This window comes from Bradyrhizobium ingae, assembly GCF_055791185.1.
Window position 1 is genome coordinate 201,548 of the sequence record NZ_JBVUBB010000005.1, and the last position, 17,209, is coordinate 218,756.

15 protein-coding genes are annotated in these 17,209 nt (G+C 62.0%); 7 read left to right on the plus strand and 8 right to left on the minus strand.

Annotated elements, in window-relative coordinates; translation table 11 throughout:
• The first annotated feature begins 8 nt into the window (after nucleotides 1–8).
• From ACV1FX_RS10045 to ACV1FX_RS10075, 7 genes are all read left to right on the plus strand, one after another.
• Nucleotides 9–1,547 (plus strand): lipopolysaccharide biosynthesis protein, encoded by a 1,539-nt coding sequence (locus tag ACV1FX_RS10045; protein WP_473117392.1) that lies wholly within the window; start codon nucleotides 9–11, stop codon nucleotides 1,545–1,547.
• 62 nt (nucleotides 1,548–1,609) lie between these two features.
• Nucleotides 1,610–2,536, plus strand: coding sequence for a hypothetical protein (locus ACV1FX_RS10050; protein WP_473117393.1), 927 nt, complete (start codon nucleotides 1,610–1,612; stop codon nucleotides 2,534–2,536).
• 25 nt (nucleotides 2,537–2,561) lie between these two features.
• Entirely contained in the window at nucleotides 2,562–3,959 is a 1,398-nt protein-coding gene (locus ACV1FX_RS10055) for a surface carbohydrate biosynthesis protein (protein WP_473117394.1), read from the plus strand.
• Nucleotides 3,956–5,359, plus strand: coding sequence for a capsular polysaccharide export protein, LipB/KpsS family (locus tag ACV1FX_RS10060; RefSeq protein ID WP_473117395.1), 1,404 nt, complete (start codon nucleotides 3,956–3,958; stop codon nucleotides 5,357–5,359). Before ACV1FX_RS10055 ends, ACV1FX_RS10060 begins: the two co-directional genes overlap by 4 nt.
• Before the next feature lie 15 nt (nucleotides 5,360–5,374).
• Nucleotides 5,375–6,124, plus strand: a complete 750-nt coding sequence (locus ACV1FX_RS10065) for a glycosyltransferase family 2 protein (protein WP_473117396.1) — start codon at nucleotides 5,375–5,377, stop codon at nucleotides 6,122–6,124.
• Nucleotides 6,125–6,296: 172 nt separating this feature from the next.
• Nucleotides 6,297–7,259, plus strand: coding sequence for a UDP-glucuronic acid decarboxylase family protein (locus tag ACV1FX_RS10070; protein ID WP_473117397.1), 963 nt, complete (start codon nucleotides 6,297–6,299; stop codon nucleotides 7,257–7,259).
• A 27-nt stretch (nucleotides 7,260–7,286) separates the two neighbouring features.
• Nucleotides 7,287–8,672: a hypothetical protein gene (locus tag ACV1FX_RS10075; RefSeq protein WP_473117578.1), complete on the plus strand. Its 1,386-nt coding sequence runs from the start codon at nucleotides 7,287–7,289 to the stop codon at nucleotides 8,670–8,672.
• On the opposite strand, the gene ACV1FX_RS10080 is transcribed toward ACV1FX_RS10075, so the two are convergent.
• From ACV1FX_RS10080 to asnB, 8 genes are all read right to left on the minus strand, one after another.
• Nucleotides 8,617–9,720: a DegT/DnrJ/EryC1/StrS family aminotransferase gene (locus ACV1FX_RS10080; RefSeq protein WP_473117398.1), complete on the minus strand. Its 1,104-nt coding sequence runs from the start codon at nucleotides 9,718–9,720 to the stop codon at nucleotides 8,617–8,619. The two genes, ACV1FX_RS10075 and ACV1FX_RS10080, sit on opposite strands and share 56 nt — an antisense overlap.
• A gap of 8 nt (nucleotides 9,721–9,728) precedes the next feature.
• Nucleotides 9,729–10,190, minus strand: coding sequence for an acyltransferase (locus ACV1FX_RS10085; RefSeq protein ID WP_473117399.1), 462 nt, complete (start codon nucleotides 10,188–10,190; stop codon nucleotides 9,729–9,731).
• Nucleotides 10,187–11,248 carry a Gfo/Idh/MocA family protein gene (locus ACV1FX_RS10090; RefSeq protein ID WP_473117400.1) on the minus strand — a complete coding sequence of 354 codons (1,062 nt, stop codon included), beginning with the start codon at nucleotides 11,246–11,248 and terminating at the stop codon, nucleotides 10,187–10,189. The genes ACV1FX_RS10085 and ACV1FX_RS10090 overlap by 4 nt, the downstream gene beginning before the upstream one ends.
• A 147-nt stretch (nucleotides 11,249–11,395) precedes the next feature.
• Entirely contained in the window at nucleotides 11,396–12,574 is a 1,179-nt protein-coding gene (locus tag ACV1FX_RS10095; RefSeq protein ID WP_473117401.1) for a glycosyltransferase family 4 protein, read from the minus strand.
• A complete protein-coding gene (locus ACV1FX_RS10100; RefSeq protein WP_473117402.1) occupies nucleotides 12,567–13,499 on the minus strand; it encodes an NAD-dependent epimerase/dehydratase family protein in 933 nt (310 codons plus the stop codon). The genes ACV1FX_RS10095 and ACV1FX_RS10100 overlap by 8 nt, the downstream gene beginning before the upstream one ends.
• A 43-nt stretch (nucleotides 13,500–13,542) precedes the next feature.
• Nucleotides 13,543–14,163: an acyltransferase gene (locus ACV1FX_RS10105; RefSeq protein ID WP_473117403.1), complete on the minus strand. Its 621-nt coding sequence runs from the start codon at nucleotides 14,161–14,163 to the stop codon at nucleotides 13,543–13,545.
• Nucleotides 14,164–14,275: 112 nt separating this feature from the next.
• Nucleotides 14,276–15,364 carry a glycosyltransferase family protein gene (locus ACV1FX_RS10110; protein WP_473117404.1) on the minus strand — a complete coding sequence of 363 codons (1,089 nt, stop codon included), beginning with the start codon at nucleotides 15,362–15,364 and terminating at the stop codon, nucleotides 14,276–14,278.
• 3 nt (nucleotides 15,365–15,367) lie between these two features.
• The gene (gene asnB, locus ACV1FX_RS10115; protein WP_473117405.1) at nucleotides 15,368–17,206 is read right to left on the minus strand and encodes an asparagine synthase (glutamine-hydrolyzing); all 1,839 of its coding nucleotides are present in this window, start codon (nucleotides 17,204–17,206) and stop codon (nucleotides 15,368–15,370) included.
• Nucleotides 17,207–17,209: the final 3 nt, after the last annotated feature.

A 17,209-nucleotide genomic window follows, 5' to 3' on the forward strand; every position in this document is an offset into this window, starting at 1 on the left:
GACGGAGCATGCTGAAGCGCCTCGTTCAAAACACCGTCGTATCGGCAATCGTCTTCGGACTGGTCGCCATCCTCGGTGTGATTGTCATCCCGGTCATCATCCAGACCTGGGGCGTTGCTGAATTTGGCCTGATCGTCCTCACGCGTTTGTTCATGCCGGCGGGCCTCATCGGCATCATCGATTTCGGCCTGTCCGAGGTCACCACTCAGGTCGTTGCTCGCGCCAGAGAGCATCGCGACATGCGGCTTGGTGGAAGCCAGGTCCTTCTGCTGACGTTCGTTTCGATTGTCCTGGGAGTCGTGCTCAGTCTCGCCATGTGGTTCGCTGCGCCTTTCCTGGCTTCCCTGTTCAAGGTAGAAGCAACGCACACCGCAAGCTTTACCGACATGTTGCTCGCGACGGCGGCGTGCAATCTTCTGCTGTTTCCTGCCCTGGTCTGGGAGGGGATCGTCAAGGGTTTTGAGCGCTACGGACTATTGCGGATCTGCGAGTTTCTGACGACGGTGTTGTACGTGGCGACGGTCATCTATATCGCGCGTTCCGGGCATCCTTATCAGACGGTCACTTACTGCTTTCTCGCGACCAATCTGTTACGCGCCCTCATCCTGCTCGGAGCTTCGGTCGCCGCCCTGCGCCGGACGAAGCTAGGACTGTCGCTCCCTTCTTCGGCCGTTGGACGAGAAGTGATGACGAGGTGCATCCTGGTCATGCAGGGCAAGCTGATCGGAGGCGTCATCGCTCCCATACAGCCTTTCCTGATCGGCCTCTATATCGGCCCGCAAAGCGTCGGCATCTACGATACCCTGGTCCGCATCCCTCGCCTTGCAAAGGTGGTCGCAAGCCTTTTGACCTCATCGCTACTGCCGGTCGTCAGCCGCCTGGATCAGCGGAACAACCATCAGCAGTTCAATCGATTCGGCGAGGCTGGCATCACGATGCTACCGATCGTCACCGTGCCGCCGATGGTCGCCGCTGCCGTGATGTCGCCCGACATCATGCGGATATGGATCGGGTCGCAGATCGTTCCCTATGCGCACTGGATGGGCCTGATGTTCGTGGTCACCATGTGCTTCCAATATGTGATCTTCGGCAACACGCTCTTCATGACCCGCACCAAGGTCCAGGCGCGCCTCAATATGCTAATGATGATCCACCTCGTCATTTGGGCGGCCGTCACGCTTGCGGCGTCACATGCGTTGGCCGAGCGCGCGTTCATTCTCGGACAGACCATTGGAACTGCCGCAATCGTTCCCTGGCAGCTGCAGATCTTCGTTCGTGAGCTGGATCTCGATCCAAAGCGCTTTTCCAGGGCCATTCTGGTCCATTGGACGATACTTCTAGTCGGTGCGATCCCGCTAGCCGCGATCCTCCACTTCCTCACACCCGCCCCCGGAATCGCTACGCTGGCATTCCTAGCTACGGTGTATTGCGCCGCGATATGGGCCGCACAATATTTCCTCGTCCTGAGCCCGGAACAGCGAAGTCTGATCGCGGACATCGGTGGATCATTTCTCGGGCCAAGAGGCGCCTCCCCGACGGCACTTTAGGGTAGAAATGGGCAAACCCAGGGGTTAAAGAGGCCTGTTTCCGTGCGATCGAGCGAGCTCTCATGACGACCATCGATGCTGGTGCGAAAGCCACCAAGAAGCAGAAAATCAGCCAGTTCCGCCGCTTGCTCTGGCACGTCAACCGCACCGATCTTGGCTGGGTCACCAAGGCAGCACTGAGCAGCCTGCAACCGGGCGCGCGCGCCAAACGGATCGATCTCTTGAAGCAACTTCCCGCAAAGCCGGAATGGACGGAGGCGAGCCGCAAGCTCGCCGAGGATGGCTATGTCGATGTTTCATCGCTCGTGGATCGCAGCCTTGCAGAGGCTGTGGCGGCCGTCTCGGAAAGCAAGGTCAACCGGCTCAACGAGCTCTCCGGCAGGCAGAAGCTCGGACACAAATCGTTCTGGGTCAGCCTCCTAGACGAGGACCTGGTCGACGGCGCGTTCGCGACCGACCATCCGTTCGTACGCTACGCGCTGCAGCCGGCCGCATTGCGGATCATCGGCGACTTCATGCATGACCTGCCCCAGCTGTCGGATGTGCTCCTGACCTTGTCGCAGCCGACCCCCAACCAGGCACTTAGCTATTCGCAGCTCTGGCACCTCGATCATGACGACAAGCGCGTCTGCAAGCTGTTCATCTACCTCACTGACGTGCGCGACACCGCCGATGGCCCGTTCACCTTCATTCCGGCAGGGCCATCGAAGCCGTTCCGCAATACCCTCAAGAGCCACATGAGCGACGCGAAGGTCTTTGCCAAGACTGGCCCGAATGCGGTGAAGGAGATGATCGCACCGCGCCTGTCGTCATTCATCGTCAACACCGCCCGCTGTCTGCACATGGGCAGCCGCATCCTGTCCGAGCACAATCGTTTGCTCTACACCGCGACCTATATCCAGCAGCCGCGTATCTTCCCGGAGCCGCCACCGCGCTTCCGGGCAGTCGGGCCCGTGACGGGTCTCGAGCGTGCCGTGATGCGTTTTTGAGCCGGATCTGCCGGGAGCCGAAACCTTGCGCATAGGCCTGGTGGTCGATCACCCCAAGCGTGACTTGGCGGGAGCCGTTCTGCTCGGGTACCAGCTCGCGCGGCGCGGTGCGTCGGTTGTGCTCGTACCGATGTACGAGCAGGCCGTCGACGTGCCGCGGCTGGGGCTGAGCGCGCTGGTCGCCAATTATGCGCGCACTGCCAATCTCGACCTGATGCAGGGATTCGCCAATGCCGGCCTCGCTCTCTACATCCTCGACACCGAGGGCGGCGTGCTTGCAGAAAAGGGCGGCAATTCCCCCCCCGCGATGGCCGCGCAAATCCGGGATAGCGGGTATGCCGGTATCCTTTCGGGCTATTTCTTCTGGGGCAGCCGGCTACATGAAGCCTTCAACTCGGCCGGCACGATGAGGCCCGACCAGCTTCATCTCACCGGATGTCCCCGCTTCGATTTTGCCGCGCCGCGCTGGCGCTCGCTGCTCGACGGCGAGCCGCGCGGCTATCTGCTCGTCAATGCGAACTTCCCGCTCGTCAATTCGCGCTTCGCCGGCAAGCCGGGCGGTGAACGCGAGGCGATGGTTCGCGCCGGATGGGACGCGTTTTATGTCGACCGCTTCATGGCCGATCTGAAGCAGGTGTTCGCGAACTATCTCGCCGAGATTGATCGCCTCGCGGCCGCACGCCCCGAGCGCAATATTCTCGTTCGCCCGCATCCGTTCGAGAACGAGAAAGTCTATCGCAATGCGCTCGCGCATCATGCCAACGTCATCGTTGACGGCAGCGGTAGCGTGCTCCATCGCATCCGCAATGCCGCCGCCGTGATCCATCTCAATTGCGGCACCGCGGTCGAGTCGGTGCTACTCGGCAAGCTGCCGCTCCAGCTCGAATATCTCAACACCCCGGCAACCGCCGGCCACGCCGCGCTGCCGGCGCGCGTCAGCCGACCGGTCGCCTCGTTCGACGAGCTTCTAACCGTAATCGACCGCATCGACAACGAGACCGAGCGTTTCGACTTCGACGGAGTTCACGCCGCCGACATCGAGGCGTTCTTCCACCACAATGACGGACTGGCGGCCGAACGGGTTGCTGACGTCCTGACCAGCATGCCGAATTCGCGCCAGCCCTATGTCTCGCTGCGCGCCAGCGTGAGCGGCACACGCTCGAAGCCGAGCCCGGGGCAGATCGCCAAGGGAGTCGCCAGCATGGTGCTGGGTTCGGCCGTGACGGAACGGCTGCGCTCCCGGGTCAATCCAGTTCGGCGCGACAAGCGGATCGAGCCGCAATTCGTAGTCAACCTGCTCAACCGCATCGCCGCCCATGACGGGGCCGAGCCATCGCGATTCACAGCCTCCCGCGCGAGTTGCGTCACGACCGGCGTTCCACTTGCCAGCGTCGCGATCGGGAATAGACCGATACACGCATGACCCCACCTTCCAAGACCATCCTCATCACGACGCTGGCCGAATACCAGACCCGGTTCTGGATTCCGGTGGCGCAGCGGCTGCGTGCCGCAGGACATGACGTCGCGTTGCTAGCCTTCGATGATCGCAGCGCCGAGATGGCCGAAGCGGAAGGCGTGACGGTCACCAACATGTATCGCGAGGGCCTCAAGGTCGGGCCTGCGGCTGACGACCGCAAGGCTTTTGACGCCCGCGTCGCCCTCTACGGACTTGACGGCACCAACTTCCTGTTCAGCCACGAGCGCTTCACCTTCGGCATTCGCGACACTGCAGCGCTGCGCCGCCGGTTCATGATCTACGCCAATGCGATGGAGGCAGTGCTCGACCGGCTGGACGCGCAAGGCCGCCGCGCCGAACTGGTGCAGGAGCTCGGCGGCTTTCTTTCCGTCATTGCGAGCTTTTACGCTGCGAAACGCCGCGGCATCCGCAACTGGTTCATCGAGCCGTCGTTCTTTCGCGGCCGGATGTATTTTACGCCCGACAGTCTCGCTGCGCCGGACATGATGGGCAAGCCCGCGGACACCGTGTCATCCGAAGTGAGAGCCTATCTCGACGACACGCTCAAGCAGCGCGCGATCGTCATTCCCAAGAAAGACCAGCATCATTATTCCGCCGCCTTCAAGAAGGTGGCCAACCTGCGCAACGCCCATCGACTCGCCGAGAAGCTCTGGGACCAGTTCGCGCTCGGCAAGCACCAGGAGTTCGGGCATAATCTGCGGCACGCCCGTGTGCATGCAACGATGGCCCTCAACGCGACGCGGCTGCGCAAGCTCTATCGCCCGCTTCCCGAGACGCCGTTCGTCTACTACCCGTTCCACGTACCGGCCGACATGGCACTGACGCTGCGGGCGCCGGACTATCTCGATCAGGTCGCCACCGTCGACTTCCTGTTGCGCACGATCCCTGACTCGCATGTGCTGGTGGTGAAGGAACATCCTGCCCAGATCGGCGCAATTTCGGCCGACCGCCTGTTCGAGCTCGCGCGCCGTTTCGACAATCTCGTCCTGCTGCCGCCGCAAACCAACAACTACACCGTGCTCAACCGCTCCGAAGCCGTCATCTCCGTCAACAGCAAGTCGGGCGCCGAGGCGCTGTTGCTCGGAAAGCCCGTCGTGGTGATGGGCGATGCCTTCTACCGCTCCTGTCCGCTGGTTTACGCGGTCGACCGCCAGAGCGACGTGCCCGCACGATTGCGCGAAGCGTTGCGCGCCGGCCCGTTCGATCCAGCGAAGGGCGCGCCCTATTTCGAATCCGCCTGGCGCCGGTCGTATCCCGGCGAACTCTATATCAGCGACACAAAGCTGCTCGATACTTTCGCGGCGTCCTTGCGCGCAGCGATCGCCGAGCCCGTCGGCGCGAACTGAACGGATACCGGATCAATGCCGCTGGTTTCGATCATCACGCCCTCCTGGAATGTCGAGCGCTTCATCGAGGAGACGATCCGGTCGGTCCAGGCCCAGACGTTTACGGATTGGGAACTCCTGATCGCCGACGACTGCTCGACCGACAGGACGCCCGACCTGATCGAGGCGATCTCCGCACGCGACCCCCGCGTCAAGCTGCTCCGTCAGGAGAAGAACGGCGGCCCGGCGCTGGCGCGTCAGACCTCGATCGACCATGCGCAGGGCCGCTACCTCGCTTTCCTCGATAGCGACGATCTGTGGCTGCCGAACAAGCTCGAGCGGCAGCTTGCCTTCGCCCGCGAGAAGCGTGCTGCACTCAGCTTCACCGCATTCCGCCGCATCGACGAAAGCAATGTGACCACCGGCCGCCTGATCGAGGTACCGGCTTCGCTCAGCTATCAGCAACTGCTCAAGAACACCTCGATTGCGACATTGACGGCATTGGTGGACCGCGAGATTGCGGGCCCCGTCGCCATGAAGAACGAGGGTTACGACGATTTCTGCCTGTGGCTTTCAATCCTGAGGCCGGGCCATACCGCCTTCGGCCTTAACGAGGATCTGGCACGCTACCGCGTCAGGGGCGCCTCGGTCTCCAGCCGTCCCCTGCGCTCCGCCAAATGGGTCTGGCACATCTATCGCAACGTCGAGCACCTGCCGCTCATCAAATCGGCCTGGTGCTTTGGCCATTGGGGCGCGCGCGCCTGGCTGAAGCGGCGGGAGTTCTAGTCGCCCGGCTGTCCATCTTCCAAAAACATCGAAAACAACCCCATGCAGCGTAGAGGTATTTAAACACCTCAAAACGACCACCGACCCAAAAGGCCACTTGGCTATTGGCGAGCCCGGCCGTTGCCGATACCACTCAGCCGGCCGCTCCGCGCGAATGAATCTGGAACCGATCATGCCGTTTGAAAGCTACAAAGACAGCCGGATACTCGTCACAGGGGGCGCGGGCTTCATCGGATCGCACCTGTGCGAGCGGCTGCTCGCGACGGGCGCCGAGGTGGTCTCGGTGGACAATTACTTCACCGGAAGCCGGCGCAACATCGCCCATCTGGTCGCAAATCCGCTGTTCGAGGCGGTCAGGCACGACGTCACCTTCCCGCTCTATATCGAGGTCGACGCGATCTTCAATCTGGCCTGCCCCGCCTCACCGATCCACTACCAGCGGGACCCCGTGCAGACCACCAAGACATCCGTGCATGGCGCCATCAACATGCTGGGGCTCGCCAAGCGGCTCAAGGCGCGGATATTTCAGGCCTCGACAAGCGAGGTCTATGGCGACCCCCTGATCCATCCGCAGACCGAGGACTACTGGGGCAACGTCAACCCGATCGGGATCCGCTCCTGCTACGACGAAGGCAAGCGCTGCGCCGAGACGCTGTTCTTCGACTACTGGCGCCAGCACGGCCTGCCGATCAAGGTCGCGCGCATCTTCAATACCTACGGTCCGCGGATGCAGCCGAACGACGGACGCGTGGTGTCGTCGTTCATCGTCCAGGCGCTCAGGGGCGAGCCGATCACCGTGTTCGGCGATGGCGGGCAGACCCGCTCATTCTGCTATGTCGACGACCTCGTCGAAGCCATCACCCGTTTGATGGCGACTGAAGAGGCCGTGACCGGCCCGATCAACCTCGGCAACAATTCGGAGTTCACGATCCGCGAGCTCGCCGAGAAGGTCATCAAGCTCACAGGCTCGCGCTCGCAGCTGATCTTCAAGCCGCTGCCGCAGGACGACCCGCGACAGCGCCAGCCCGACCTGACCAAGGCCAAGGCGCTTTTGGATTGGCAGCCGAAGGTCGCGCTGGAGGACGGCCTGAAGGAGACGATCGCCTATTTCAAGCGCACGCTTGAACTGGCCTGATTGGACGCACGGCGCTCCCCTTTGTCCATGATAGCTTTCCTTTCCGACATCATCTCCGGCCTGCGATCCCGACTTGAGTCGCGGCGCGGCCTCACCTTGCTGGTGCTCCTTCACAGCGCCGTCACCTGCCTGTCGCTGATCAAGGTCTCCGGCTATCAGTCTTACATTTTGTTCAGCGAAGAGCGGCTGTGGATCGCAGCCACAATCGCGCTCGCCTTTTCGACCGTGTCGCTGCTCTTTGTGGTCTCCCGATTCAGCTTCGGCTATTTCGTCGGCTTTTATCTCTACACCATGGTCCTCGGCTTCCTGTGGATCGACACGTTCTCGAAATACGATTACGACCACAGCGCCGCCGGAATTTCGGCGGCGCTCTCGCTGGTGCTGTTTCTGATCCCGGTCCTGTTCATCAGGACGCCGATCCGGCAGATCGTCATCCTGACGGAAACGAACTTTGAGCGCCTGCTGAACCTCATTTTGGTGTTGTCGGCGGCGACCATCGCAGTAGCTTCGACCTACAATTTCAAACTAGTCTCGGTCTCGCACATCTACGACTATCGCAATGAGATCGAGTTTCCTGGCGCAATCCGCTATCTCATGGGCATGACGGCCAGCACACTCCTGCCGTTCGCCTTCGCCTGCTGCTGGATGCGCAACTATTATTGGCGCGCCGCCGCTGTACTGGCGCTCCTCCTGCTTTTCTACCCGATCACGCTGACCAAATTTGCCTTCTTCACGCCGGCCTGGCTCATCGCGCTGGTCATCCTCACGCGGCTGTTCGAAGCCCGGGCGTCGGTCGTCTTGTCGATCTTTCTCCCCATGCTCGTGGGGTTGATCGCAATGGTGATGGTCAAAACGTCACTTGGCGAGAGCCTCGTCGGAAGATATTTCGATCTCGTCAACATCCGGATGATGGCGACGGCATCGAGCGCGCTCGACATCTACAACGATTTCTTCGCCCACCATCCGCATACATGGTTCTGTCACATCTCCTTTCTCCGGGCAGTAACGCATTGTCCCTACCAGGAGCCGCTGTCGATCGTGATGGAAAGCACATATCACTTCGGAAACCTTAATGCTTCGCTGTTTGCGACCGAAGGCACCGCCTCGGTTGGGCCCTATCTAGCACCGCTGACGGCACTCGCATCGGGCCTGGTGCTAGCGCTAGGCAACCGCGCGTCCGCTCGGCTGCCGATCCGATTCGTCCTAATCTCTGGCGGCGCGCTGCCGCAGGTTCTCCTCAACGTGCCACTCACGGTCGCCCTGCTCTCGCACGGCGCCATCTTCCTATTCCTGCTATGGTATGTGACGCCAGGGCGCTTCTTCGAAGGAAGCCGTAAGCCACACGCAGCCGAAATTGTCAGGCCGAGAACTCGCGCACCGCACGTACCACCTCTTCCTGCTGCAGGCGTGTGATTTCCGCGAACATCGGTAGCGACAGGATGCTCTGCTGGTCGGCATAGGCATTCGGAAACTGCGCCGGACTATGCTCGAAGCGCCGATAGGCGGGAAGCAGCGGCAGCGCCGTCGGGTAGTTTATGGCGGTCTGAATCCCCCTGCCGGCCAGATGGCCGGCCAGCTGGTCGCGCTTCGCGTGCCTGATCGTGTAGAGGTGATAGACGTGACTTCGCCCTGGCGCTAATTGAGGCGTCTGCATGCCCTCGAGCTGGTTCAGCGCAGTATCGTAGAATTTCGCGGCCTCCTGGCGCCCCCGTGTCCAGTCCGCCAGATGCGGCAGCTTGGCCGACAGGATCGCCGCCTGCATGCCGTCCAGACGGCTGTTGATCCCCTCGATCTGATGCTGGTGCTTTACGATTCCGCCGTGACGGGCGAGCATCGCGATACGCTCCGCGAGGGCCGCATCGTTGGTGACGACGGCGCCGGCATCGCCCATCGCGCCGAGATTCTTGCCGGGATAGAACGAGTAGGTCGCGGCGTCGCCGAAAGTTCCGACCATCCGCCCCTTGTAGCTTGCCAGATGCGCCTGGGCGCAATCCTCGATCACCCACAATCCATGCTTCTTCGCGATCGCCATAATCGCGTCCATGTCAGCGGGCTGCCCGTACAGGTGCACCGGAATGATACCGACTGTACGGGGCGTGATCGCCGCCTCGATCGCCTTCGGGTCGATGGTAAAGGTCGACCCGTCAGTGTCGCAGAACTTCACGGTTGCGCCGGCATGCGTGATCATCGCGGAGGTTGAAATCCAGGAATGCGCCGTCGTGATCACCTCGTCGCCCGGTCTCACCTTCAGCGCGCTCATTGCGAGATACAGCGCGTCCGTCCCGTTGGCACACGAGACGCAGTGCTCGGCCGACGCAGCCTTGGCGAACTCCCGCTCGAACCTCTCGACATAGGGACCGCGGATGAAGGCGTTGTCGCGGATCACCGCCACGATCGCCGCGTCGATTTCGCCTTTGATGGTTTGATACTGGAGCTGAAGATCAGCGAAAGGGACCGCCATGCATGCCTCTATGTCCGAAGCCGACGCGCCGGATTGCCGGCGTATGTACCAGCTTCGGTGATGTCCTTGGTGACCACCGCCCCTGCCCCAATCACGACGTCGTCGACGACCTGAACCGGCATGATCGTCGCGTTCGAGCCGATGGATACCCGATTGCCGATTCTCGTCTCGCGCCACAGATCCTTGCGGCCACGTGCCGGACCGCCACTCGCGAAAGTATCGTTGATAAACATCACGCCGTGGCCGATGAAACAATCTTCGCCGATCGTGACGAGTTCGCAGATGAAACTGTGCGATTGCACGCGCGTGCGGGCGCCGATGACGACGCCCTTCTGGATCTCGCTGAACGGCCCGATGAAACAGTCGTCGCCAATCGTGCAGCCATAGAGGTTGCACGGCTCGACGACCTTCACGCCGGCGCCGAACGCGACGTCGCGGATACCAGCTTGATTCAACTCGGGCCGGTTCATGAGGCCACGCCCAGCCGGCTGCGACGCGGCATGAAGCGGAGCGACACTTCCTGCCCGGTCTCGATGGATTCGTAGAGCGCCGAGATCAACTCCAGGCTCTTGCGGCCCTGCAATCCGTCGACCAGCGCCGCGCCGCGATCGGCGAGGCAATCGACGACATGCTGATAATAGGCCTGGTGACCAAAGCCATAGACATTCGGCGGATTGACCGAAAATTTCTCGATCACCTCCTTGTCCGATGGCAGCGAGTCGACGAAACGCCAATGCCGAATCTGGTTCATGGCGAAACCGCCGACCTCCACCGTTCCCTTCTCGCCCAGGATCGAGAGCGAGCCTTCGAGATCGGCGGGACGCGTAGCCGTCGTAGCCTCGATGATGCCCAACGCGCCGCTACGAAACTTCAACGTCGCCACCGCGGTGTCCTCGGTCTCGATCTTCACGAGCGCTGTGGTGCTGCGGGCATGGACGCTGACGACATCTCCAAAAAACCATTCCAGCATGTCGATGTGGTGACTGGCCTGATTGGTGAGCACGCCGCCGTCGTAAGCCCAGGTGCCGCGCCAGGCGTCCTGATCGTAATAGCCCTGGTCGCGGCACCAGCGCACGCGCACGGTACCGAGGACGAGCTTGCCGAACCGGCCGGCATCGAGCGCCTCGCGGGCCTTCACAATTGGAACGTTAAAACGGTTCTGCTTGACGACGAAGAGTTTTGTGCCCGCCTCGTCGCAGGCGCGGATCATGTCGTCCGCGTCCTGGAGACGCAGCGCCATGGGTTTTTCGACCACGACGTGCTTGCCGGCACGTGCGCAGGCGATCGCATGCTGAGGATGCAGCCCGCTCGGCGTGAGCACAGCGACGGCGTCGATGTCATCGCGCGACAGGAGCTCGTCGATATCGTCATGTGCGGCAACGGAGAATTTGGCAGCGATCGCATCGGCGCGCGCGCGATCGGAATCGCAGACGGCAACGAGCTTCGCCCCCACGATGTGGTTGCCGCCCAACAGGTCGGAATGACGCTTGGCAATGCGCCCGCACCCGAGCAGGCCGAATCTGATCATCAAGACTTCCCCGCCGTCGTCAGAGCGAAGGCCCCTGGAGGGCTTGAAAGCCCAAAACAGCCATTTTCCGCTGAACCCGGACCTGTTTCTATCCGAACAACGCGACAAATCAAGGCAGAAGAAGCCCCCCCTTGCGAGGCCCGACGGCTACCTTGTTCCTGCGCCGCGCATCACGTCGGTCGCGAGCTGGACGAAATCCGCGACGAAGGCGCGAACCCGGTCATCGAGATCCGGCTGCAGCTGCCGAACGACCGTCTCCGGCGCGGTCTCGGCGACATCCCGGATGTGATAGGCCAGCGCCTCGGCATCATCAACGCCGAAATATCGCGCCGCGCCTGCGGTCTGCTCACGATGAACGTCCAGGCCAGACAGAAGCATCGGGACGCCGAATGACTTTGCTTCCTCCACCGTCGTGCTCCATCCCTCGCAGCGCGACGGATTGAGGAGCGCCGTCGAAGCGCGCAACAGCGCGTAGACATGATCCAGCGGGATCATGCCAAGATGACGAAAGCTCTTGCCGAGACCACGCGACTTGACCTGCGCCATGACGCTGTCGAAATAATCGGGCTCACGCGGATCGTAGGTGCTGCCGGAAGCCGCGACCACAGCGTCGAATCCGCGTCGCTTGAGCAGATCGAGCGCATCGACGACGAGCTGATGGTTCTTGTGCCGCCAGAACTGGTTTGGCAGATAGAAGAAGCGCGGGGGCAGGTCGTGCTGCGCGAGGACATCGACAGGGTTTGTCGAAAGCAGATTCGACGGCGGCTCGGTGGCGAAGCGCACAACCGAGACCCCGTTGCGCAGGCCGGGATAGAATTTTCTGAGATCGCCAAGCGCGCTTGCGCTGCTCAGCATGATGTGCCGGCCCGACACGATCTGGACGCGGAAGCCGAGATCGCGCCGCCAGTATGCGGCCCGCGAGAAGAGATGCGGCAGCAACCGGTGCTGAAAATCGGGGAACCACGCGATCGTTGGAAACGGCAGACGCCAGCCGAAGAACCGTGCGGATTCAAACACCATGTCGATGTTGCGATCGCGAAACAGCGTGGACGCGGGCGCATCGAGTCCGAAGGCGAGGGCACCGAAGAGGTTGCCGCCTGCATGATCGAACACGGGCGAGCGGACCACCTCAACGCTCGGGATCCGCGTGAAGGCAGCGATCTCATCGTCGTCATCCATCGCGCCCGCGAACAGGACCGGCGTGATCGCACCGGGACGATGGCGGTTCAAGACCTCGAACAGATTGCGTTGATAGTTATATCCCCCGGCCCACAGGCGTCTGGGAATATTGGTGAAAGCGACCCGCAGCGTCGCTTGCTCAGCCACGATCCTGTCCCTTGAACCAGTCCACGTAGTCGGCGAGTCCGCGCTCGAGCGAAATCCGCCAATCGAATTTCATCTCGCCGAGACGTTGGTGATCAGCGAGCAGGCTCGCGGGATCGCCCGGCCGCGCGACGCCGGAATAGCGGACGACGGTGCCGCTTCCCCAGTTCCTGACGAGCTGGTCGGCGATTTCGGCCACGCTCGCTCCCACTCCTGAGCCCCCATTGATCACCTGAAGACCGTCCGGTTGCGGGTTTTGTCCGATCCACGCCAGCAATCGGACGACATCGCGCACGTCGGTCCAATCCCGGATTTCGGTTCCCGTCCCGCCGAGCGTCAGCACGGGCTCGTCAGCTTTCAGCCGTGAGCAGATGTCCCAAAGCAATTGCTTACGCAGGTTCGGTCCATAGACCGAAAACAAGCGCACGACGCTACAGCCTATTCCATAGCTTCGCGCATAGCTTCTGCACAGCTGCTCCATCATCAGCTTGTGCTCGCCATAGGGCGACATCGGCGTCAACGTCGCATCCTCTGGGATCGGACCTGCATGGTTCGCACCGTAGACGGCCGCGCTCGAGGCCACGACCAGCCGGCATTGGGGCGCAAAACCGCGCAGCCATTCCAGCAGCCGCGCCGTGCTGGCGACGGTTCGGGAAAAGTCCTCAAAGGGCCGCTCGATCGACAGCCCAACGGAAGAGCCGCCGGCAAGGTGAAAGACCTGCGAGGGCGGCCCGTACGCCGCCGCAAGCATGTTCAGGTTCGCCGCATCGACCTCGCCGTTGATCCAGCTCTCCAGGCCGAGCCAGCGCGCATCTGATGGGTCGAGCGCACCGTGCCCGACGCCATGAATGGCATTGCCGGTCAGCGCCAGCTCACGAACGAGATGGCGGCCGATGAACCCGTTAGCGCCTGTGACCCAGATGGACATCTAACTATCTTATCCTCAACTAGCGGCATTCCCGCTCATCGTCTCATCGCTCATCCGGCGACAACGCCCTGACGACGGTTGCCGGATTTCCAGCAACAATCGTATAGGCCGGAACGTCCTTGGTGACGACGGCTCCCGCGGCTACAATCCCGCCCTCCCCAATCGTCACGCCGCGCATGACCATCGCGCCCGCGCCAACCCAAGCATCGTCGCCTATCTTAATCGGACGATCGTCAAGAAATACGTTTCTGGGGTGGCCGCTCGAAAAAATCTGCCTGGCCTGCTCGTGGCGTTCGGCGGCCTTGATGGGATGCGAGAGATTGTCGAATATATTCACGCCGTGTGAGATCAGCACCCGATTGCCGATCTGGATCGACGCTCCCGACCAAATGCGCGTCCCGACGCCCACGTAACACCATTCTCCAATCGAAATCCGGCCGCCGTGCCCGAGAACCATCAATTCGCCCCTGATGTGCGAATAGGGGCCGACGACGATCTGATTGCTATCGCCGAGCGCGTTTCGGATCCTTGCGCAGTGAGCCAGAAAAGCCCCCTCCTGCAAACGGCAGGTGGCACGGCCGATGAGCCGTTGGGTGAGAAAATGGAGATTGATCCCGTCTATGAATCTTGCGCAGTGGCGGGCAAGACCGGCGAGGCTGGACATCAAGGTTTCCTCTTATGTGACGCCGACGACGCCGCGCGAAAGGGCACAGGACACCTTCAAAAAATCAGACCTGATCTCCAATGGACGACATTCGGCGCGATGCGTCAAATGACTAGAGACGTGCTACGATAGTCTGAAAGAGGCCCCACTGACGTGCCTTGGTGTGGATATCATTGACCCGAATTCGCCCATTCGCGGCTATTTGCCGTACGTCGGTCCAATCGGAGATAGCTCGCTCGATCTGCTCGAGACAGCTCTTCTCATCGTGGTAGACTAGCATCGTTTCGTCGGCGACCATGCCCTCGGGATAGTTGCCAGCGTCCGAGACCAGCAGCGCACCACAACCCATGGCTTCAAAGCAACGCATGTTGCCGCGATCCCGGCCTGCCATGTCGATCGCACCGTTGAGGACGATCTTGGACCGTCCTATCAACTCGTAGAGCTCTTTCCCGAACACCGGCGGCTTGGCAATCGCTGCAACCATCCTTGGGCGCCGATGTTTCTGGAGCGGCAGAAAATAACCGATCGAGCTCTCGGCGAGTCTCGTCAATCGGGACGAGTCAAGACAATAAACGATCCGTCGGCTTCCGGCGAGGGAAGCAACCTTCTCAAGCGTTTTTGCCCGCGCCGAATGATGCCGCGAGTAACCGCCAACAAACAGCACGTCGATGGGGCGCTCATCCTGCACGTATTCGCTCATTGCAGGATCAATTGCGGGAGAAAACCATTCCGCCCGACACCCCTTGTCACGCCAGGACTCCAAAATTGACGGGAAATTTCCAAGCACGGCACCATAGGCCGTCAGGTCTGCATTTCCCGACGGCGCCGCGCGCCAACACAGCGTCTTCTTCACGCAGCCGGGCAGCCTGCGAACGAAGGAACTCGGAAACGCGACCGGATCGAGGTTGTAGAGCACCTCGGTTCTGTGGTGCTCGATCTGCGCGAGCAGAATGTCTTCTGGCGCAGCTCCCTGGCGAACACCCTGTTCGCGTGCCCATTGGCCTTGCAGACGGCCATCGTTGGCGCAGGTCAGAAACGCACTCGTGTCACTGTCGAGCACAGGTTGCAGAAAGTGAAGCGCGCCGAACCGATCGTTCAGAAACGTGTTGCGTCGTTCCCGAAAACTCAGGCCTTCTGGTGCCAGGCGGTTCAGCCGCGCGAGGTAGGACGGAGTAAGACCGCAATTCTGAAAAACCCGCATAATCTAAGCGTACCTTGCCAGCATCCATTTCATATTGAGATACGGCCAGATCCGCCCGGCCGCCTCCCAGTCCCATGCCTTGGCCGCGGTCAAGCGGCCGACTGTCGCGGACAGGCTGGCTTCATCGACCAGTTCGGCGAATGCCGGCACTTTGCGGTCGAGCAAGGCTGCGATCCAGCCGGCAAGCGGGCCGTTGAGCCACTCCGGCATCGGCGAATTGAAGCCGACCTTGCGCCGCGCGGTCCGGATCTGCTCCGGCATCAGATTGGCCATCGCCCGCCGCGCGATGGCTTTGGTGTAGCCGTCCGACAGCTTGCTCGATTCAGGCAGCGCCATTGTGTAGGTCACGAGGCGCCAGTCCATGAAAGGCATGCGGACCTCGATGCCGTGCGCCATCGAAAGGCGATCGAAGTTGCGCAGAATGGTGGGCAGCACCGTGCTGTGGAACATGCGGTAGAGCCGGCGGTTCAAGGCGCCCCATTCGCGCGGCAGCTCGTCGTCTTCGGCAACCAGCGGCAGCTCGTCGGGAACGTTCAGCAGGCCGCCGCGCAGGAAGTAGTGTCCTCGGGCCCTGACAGTCAACGCCCGCACGAGATCGACGCCGCGCCGCGCCAGCGCCGAGCGGGAGGCGAGGTCGGCCGCCGCATTCCGAATTCGGAAGGCCCCCGCTTGTCCGTCCTGCAAATAAGCGCCCATCAGCTCGTCCGCGCCGTGACCATCCAGCGACACCGTGACGTCGTGGCGTCTCAGCTCCCGATAGATCAGCCACGCGGCGCTGGGCAGCCCGATATAGACGTCGTCATTGTCATCCAGGATCCGGTCGATATCGGTCAGCGCGTCCCCGCGTCCGATTTCAACGAACGTAGGCGCGACGCCGGCCCAGGCGGCGGCAATCTCGGCCATGGGACGCTCATCGTTCGCGGCACCCGGGAACGTCGCGACAAAGGCGTGCCGCCATGCGGCGCTGTCGCGCGGTCCCATGCCGGCCCTCTCATGCGCCGCCATCGCACAGATCACCGCCGAGGAATCGAAGCCTCCGGACAAGCATGTCCCGATCGGGACATCGCTCCGCATCCGCAAGGCCACGGCATCCTGAAACAATTCGCGAAAACGATCCACGCGCCCAGCTTCGGTGTGCGGGCTATCCGGCAGATGATCGACGGTCCGCCACCAGCGCCGCACATCCGCCTTGCCGTGACGCAGCCACATGCAGTGGCCCGCCTGGAGCCGGCGGACGTTGCGGAACAACGTCCGTTCGCTGCCCTCGATACCGAACGCATCGAGCAGCATGCGCCGCGCCACGTCGCCGTCGATCGACGCATCGATCAACCCGCTCCGCGCCAGCGCGCGCTGTTCGGACGCGAAGACGAAGCGTTCGGGCGACAGGGCATACAACAGCGGCTTGATGCCGAAGCGATCGCGCGCCAGGAACAGCTCGCCGCTGATGGTATCGAAAATCACCAGCGCCCACATGCCGTTGAAACGCAACAGCATGTCCTCGCGCCAGGCCTGCCAGGCCGCAAGGATCACCTCGGTGTCGGACTGGCTACGGAAGACCGTGCCACGCTCCGCGAGCTCGCGGCGCAACTCGAGGAAATTGTAAATCTCGCCGTTGAAGACGATGACGTAGCGACCGTCGGCAGACACCATCGGTTGATAGCCGCCCTGGCTGGGATCGATGATCGCCAAGCGACGGTGGCCGAATGCGAGGCTCCCGTCCGCACTTGACCAGATGCCTTCGCCGAAAGGGCCGCGATGCCCGAGCAGGTCTGTCAACCGCTTGATGTCGGCCGGCGCGACGACATTGCCGCGAAGGTCCAATATGCCGGCAATTCCGCACATTCC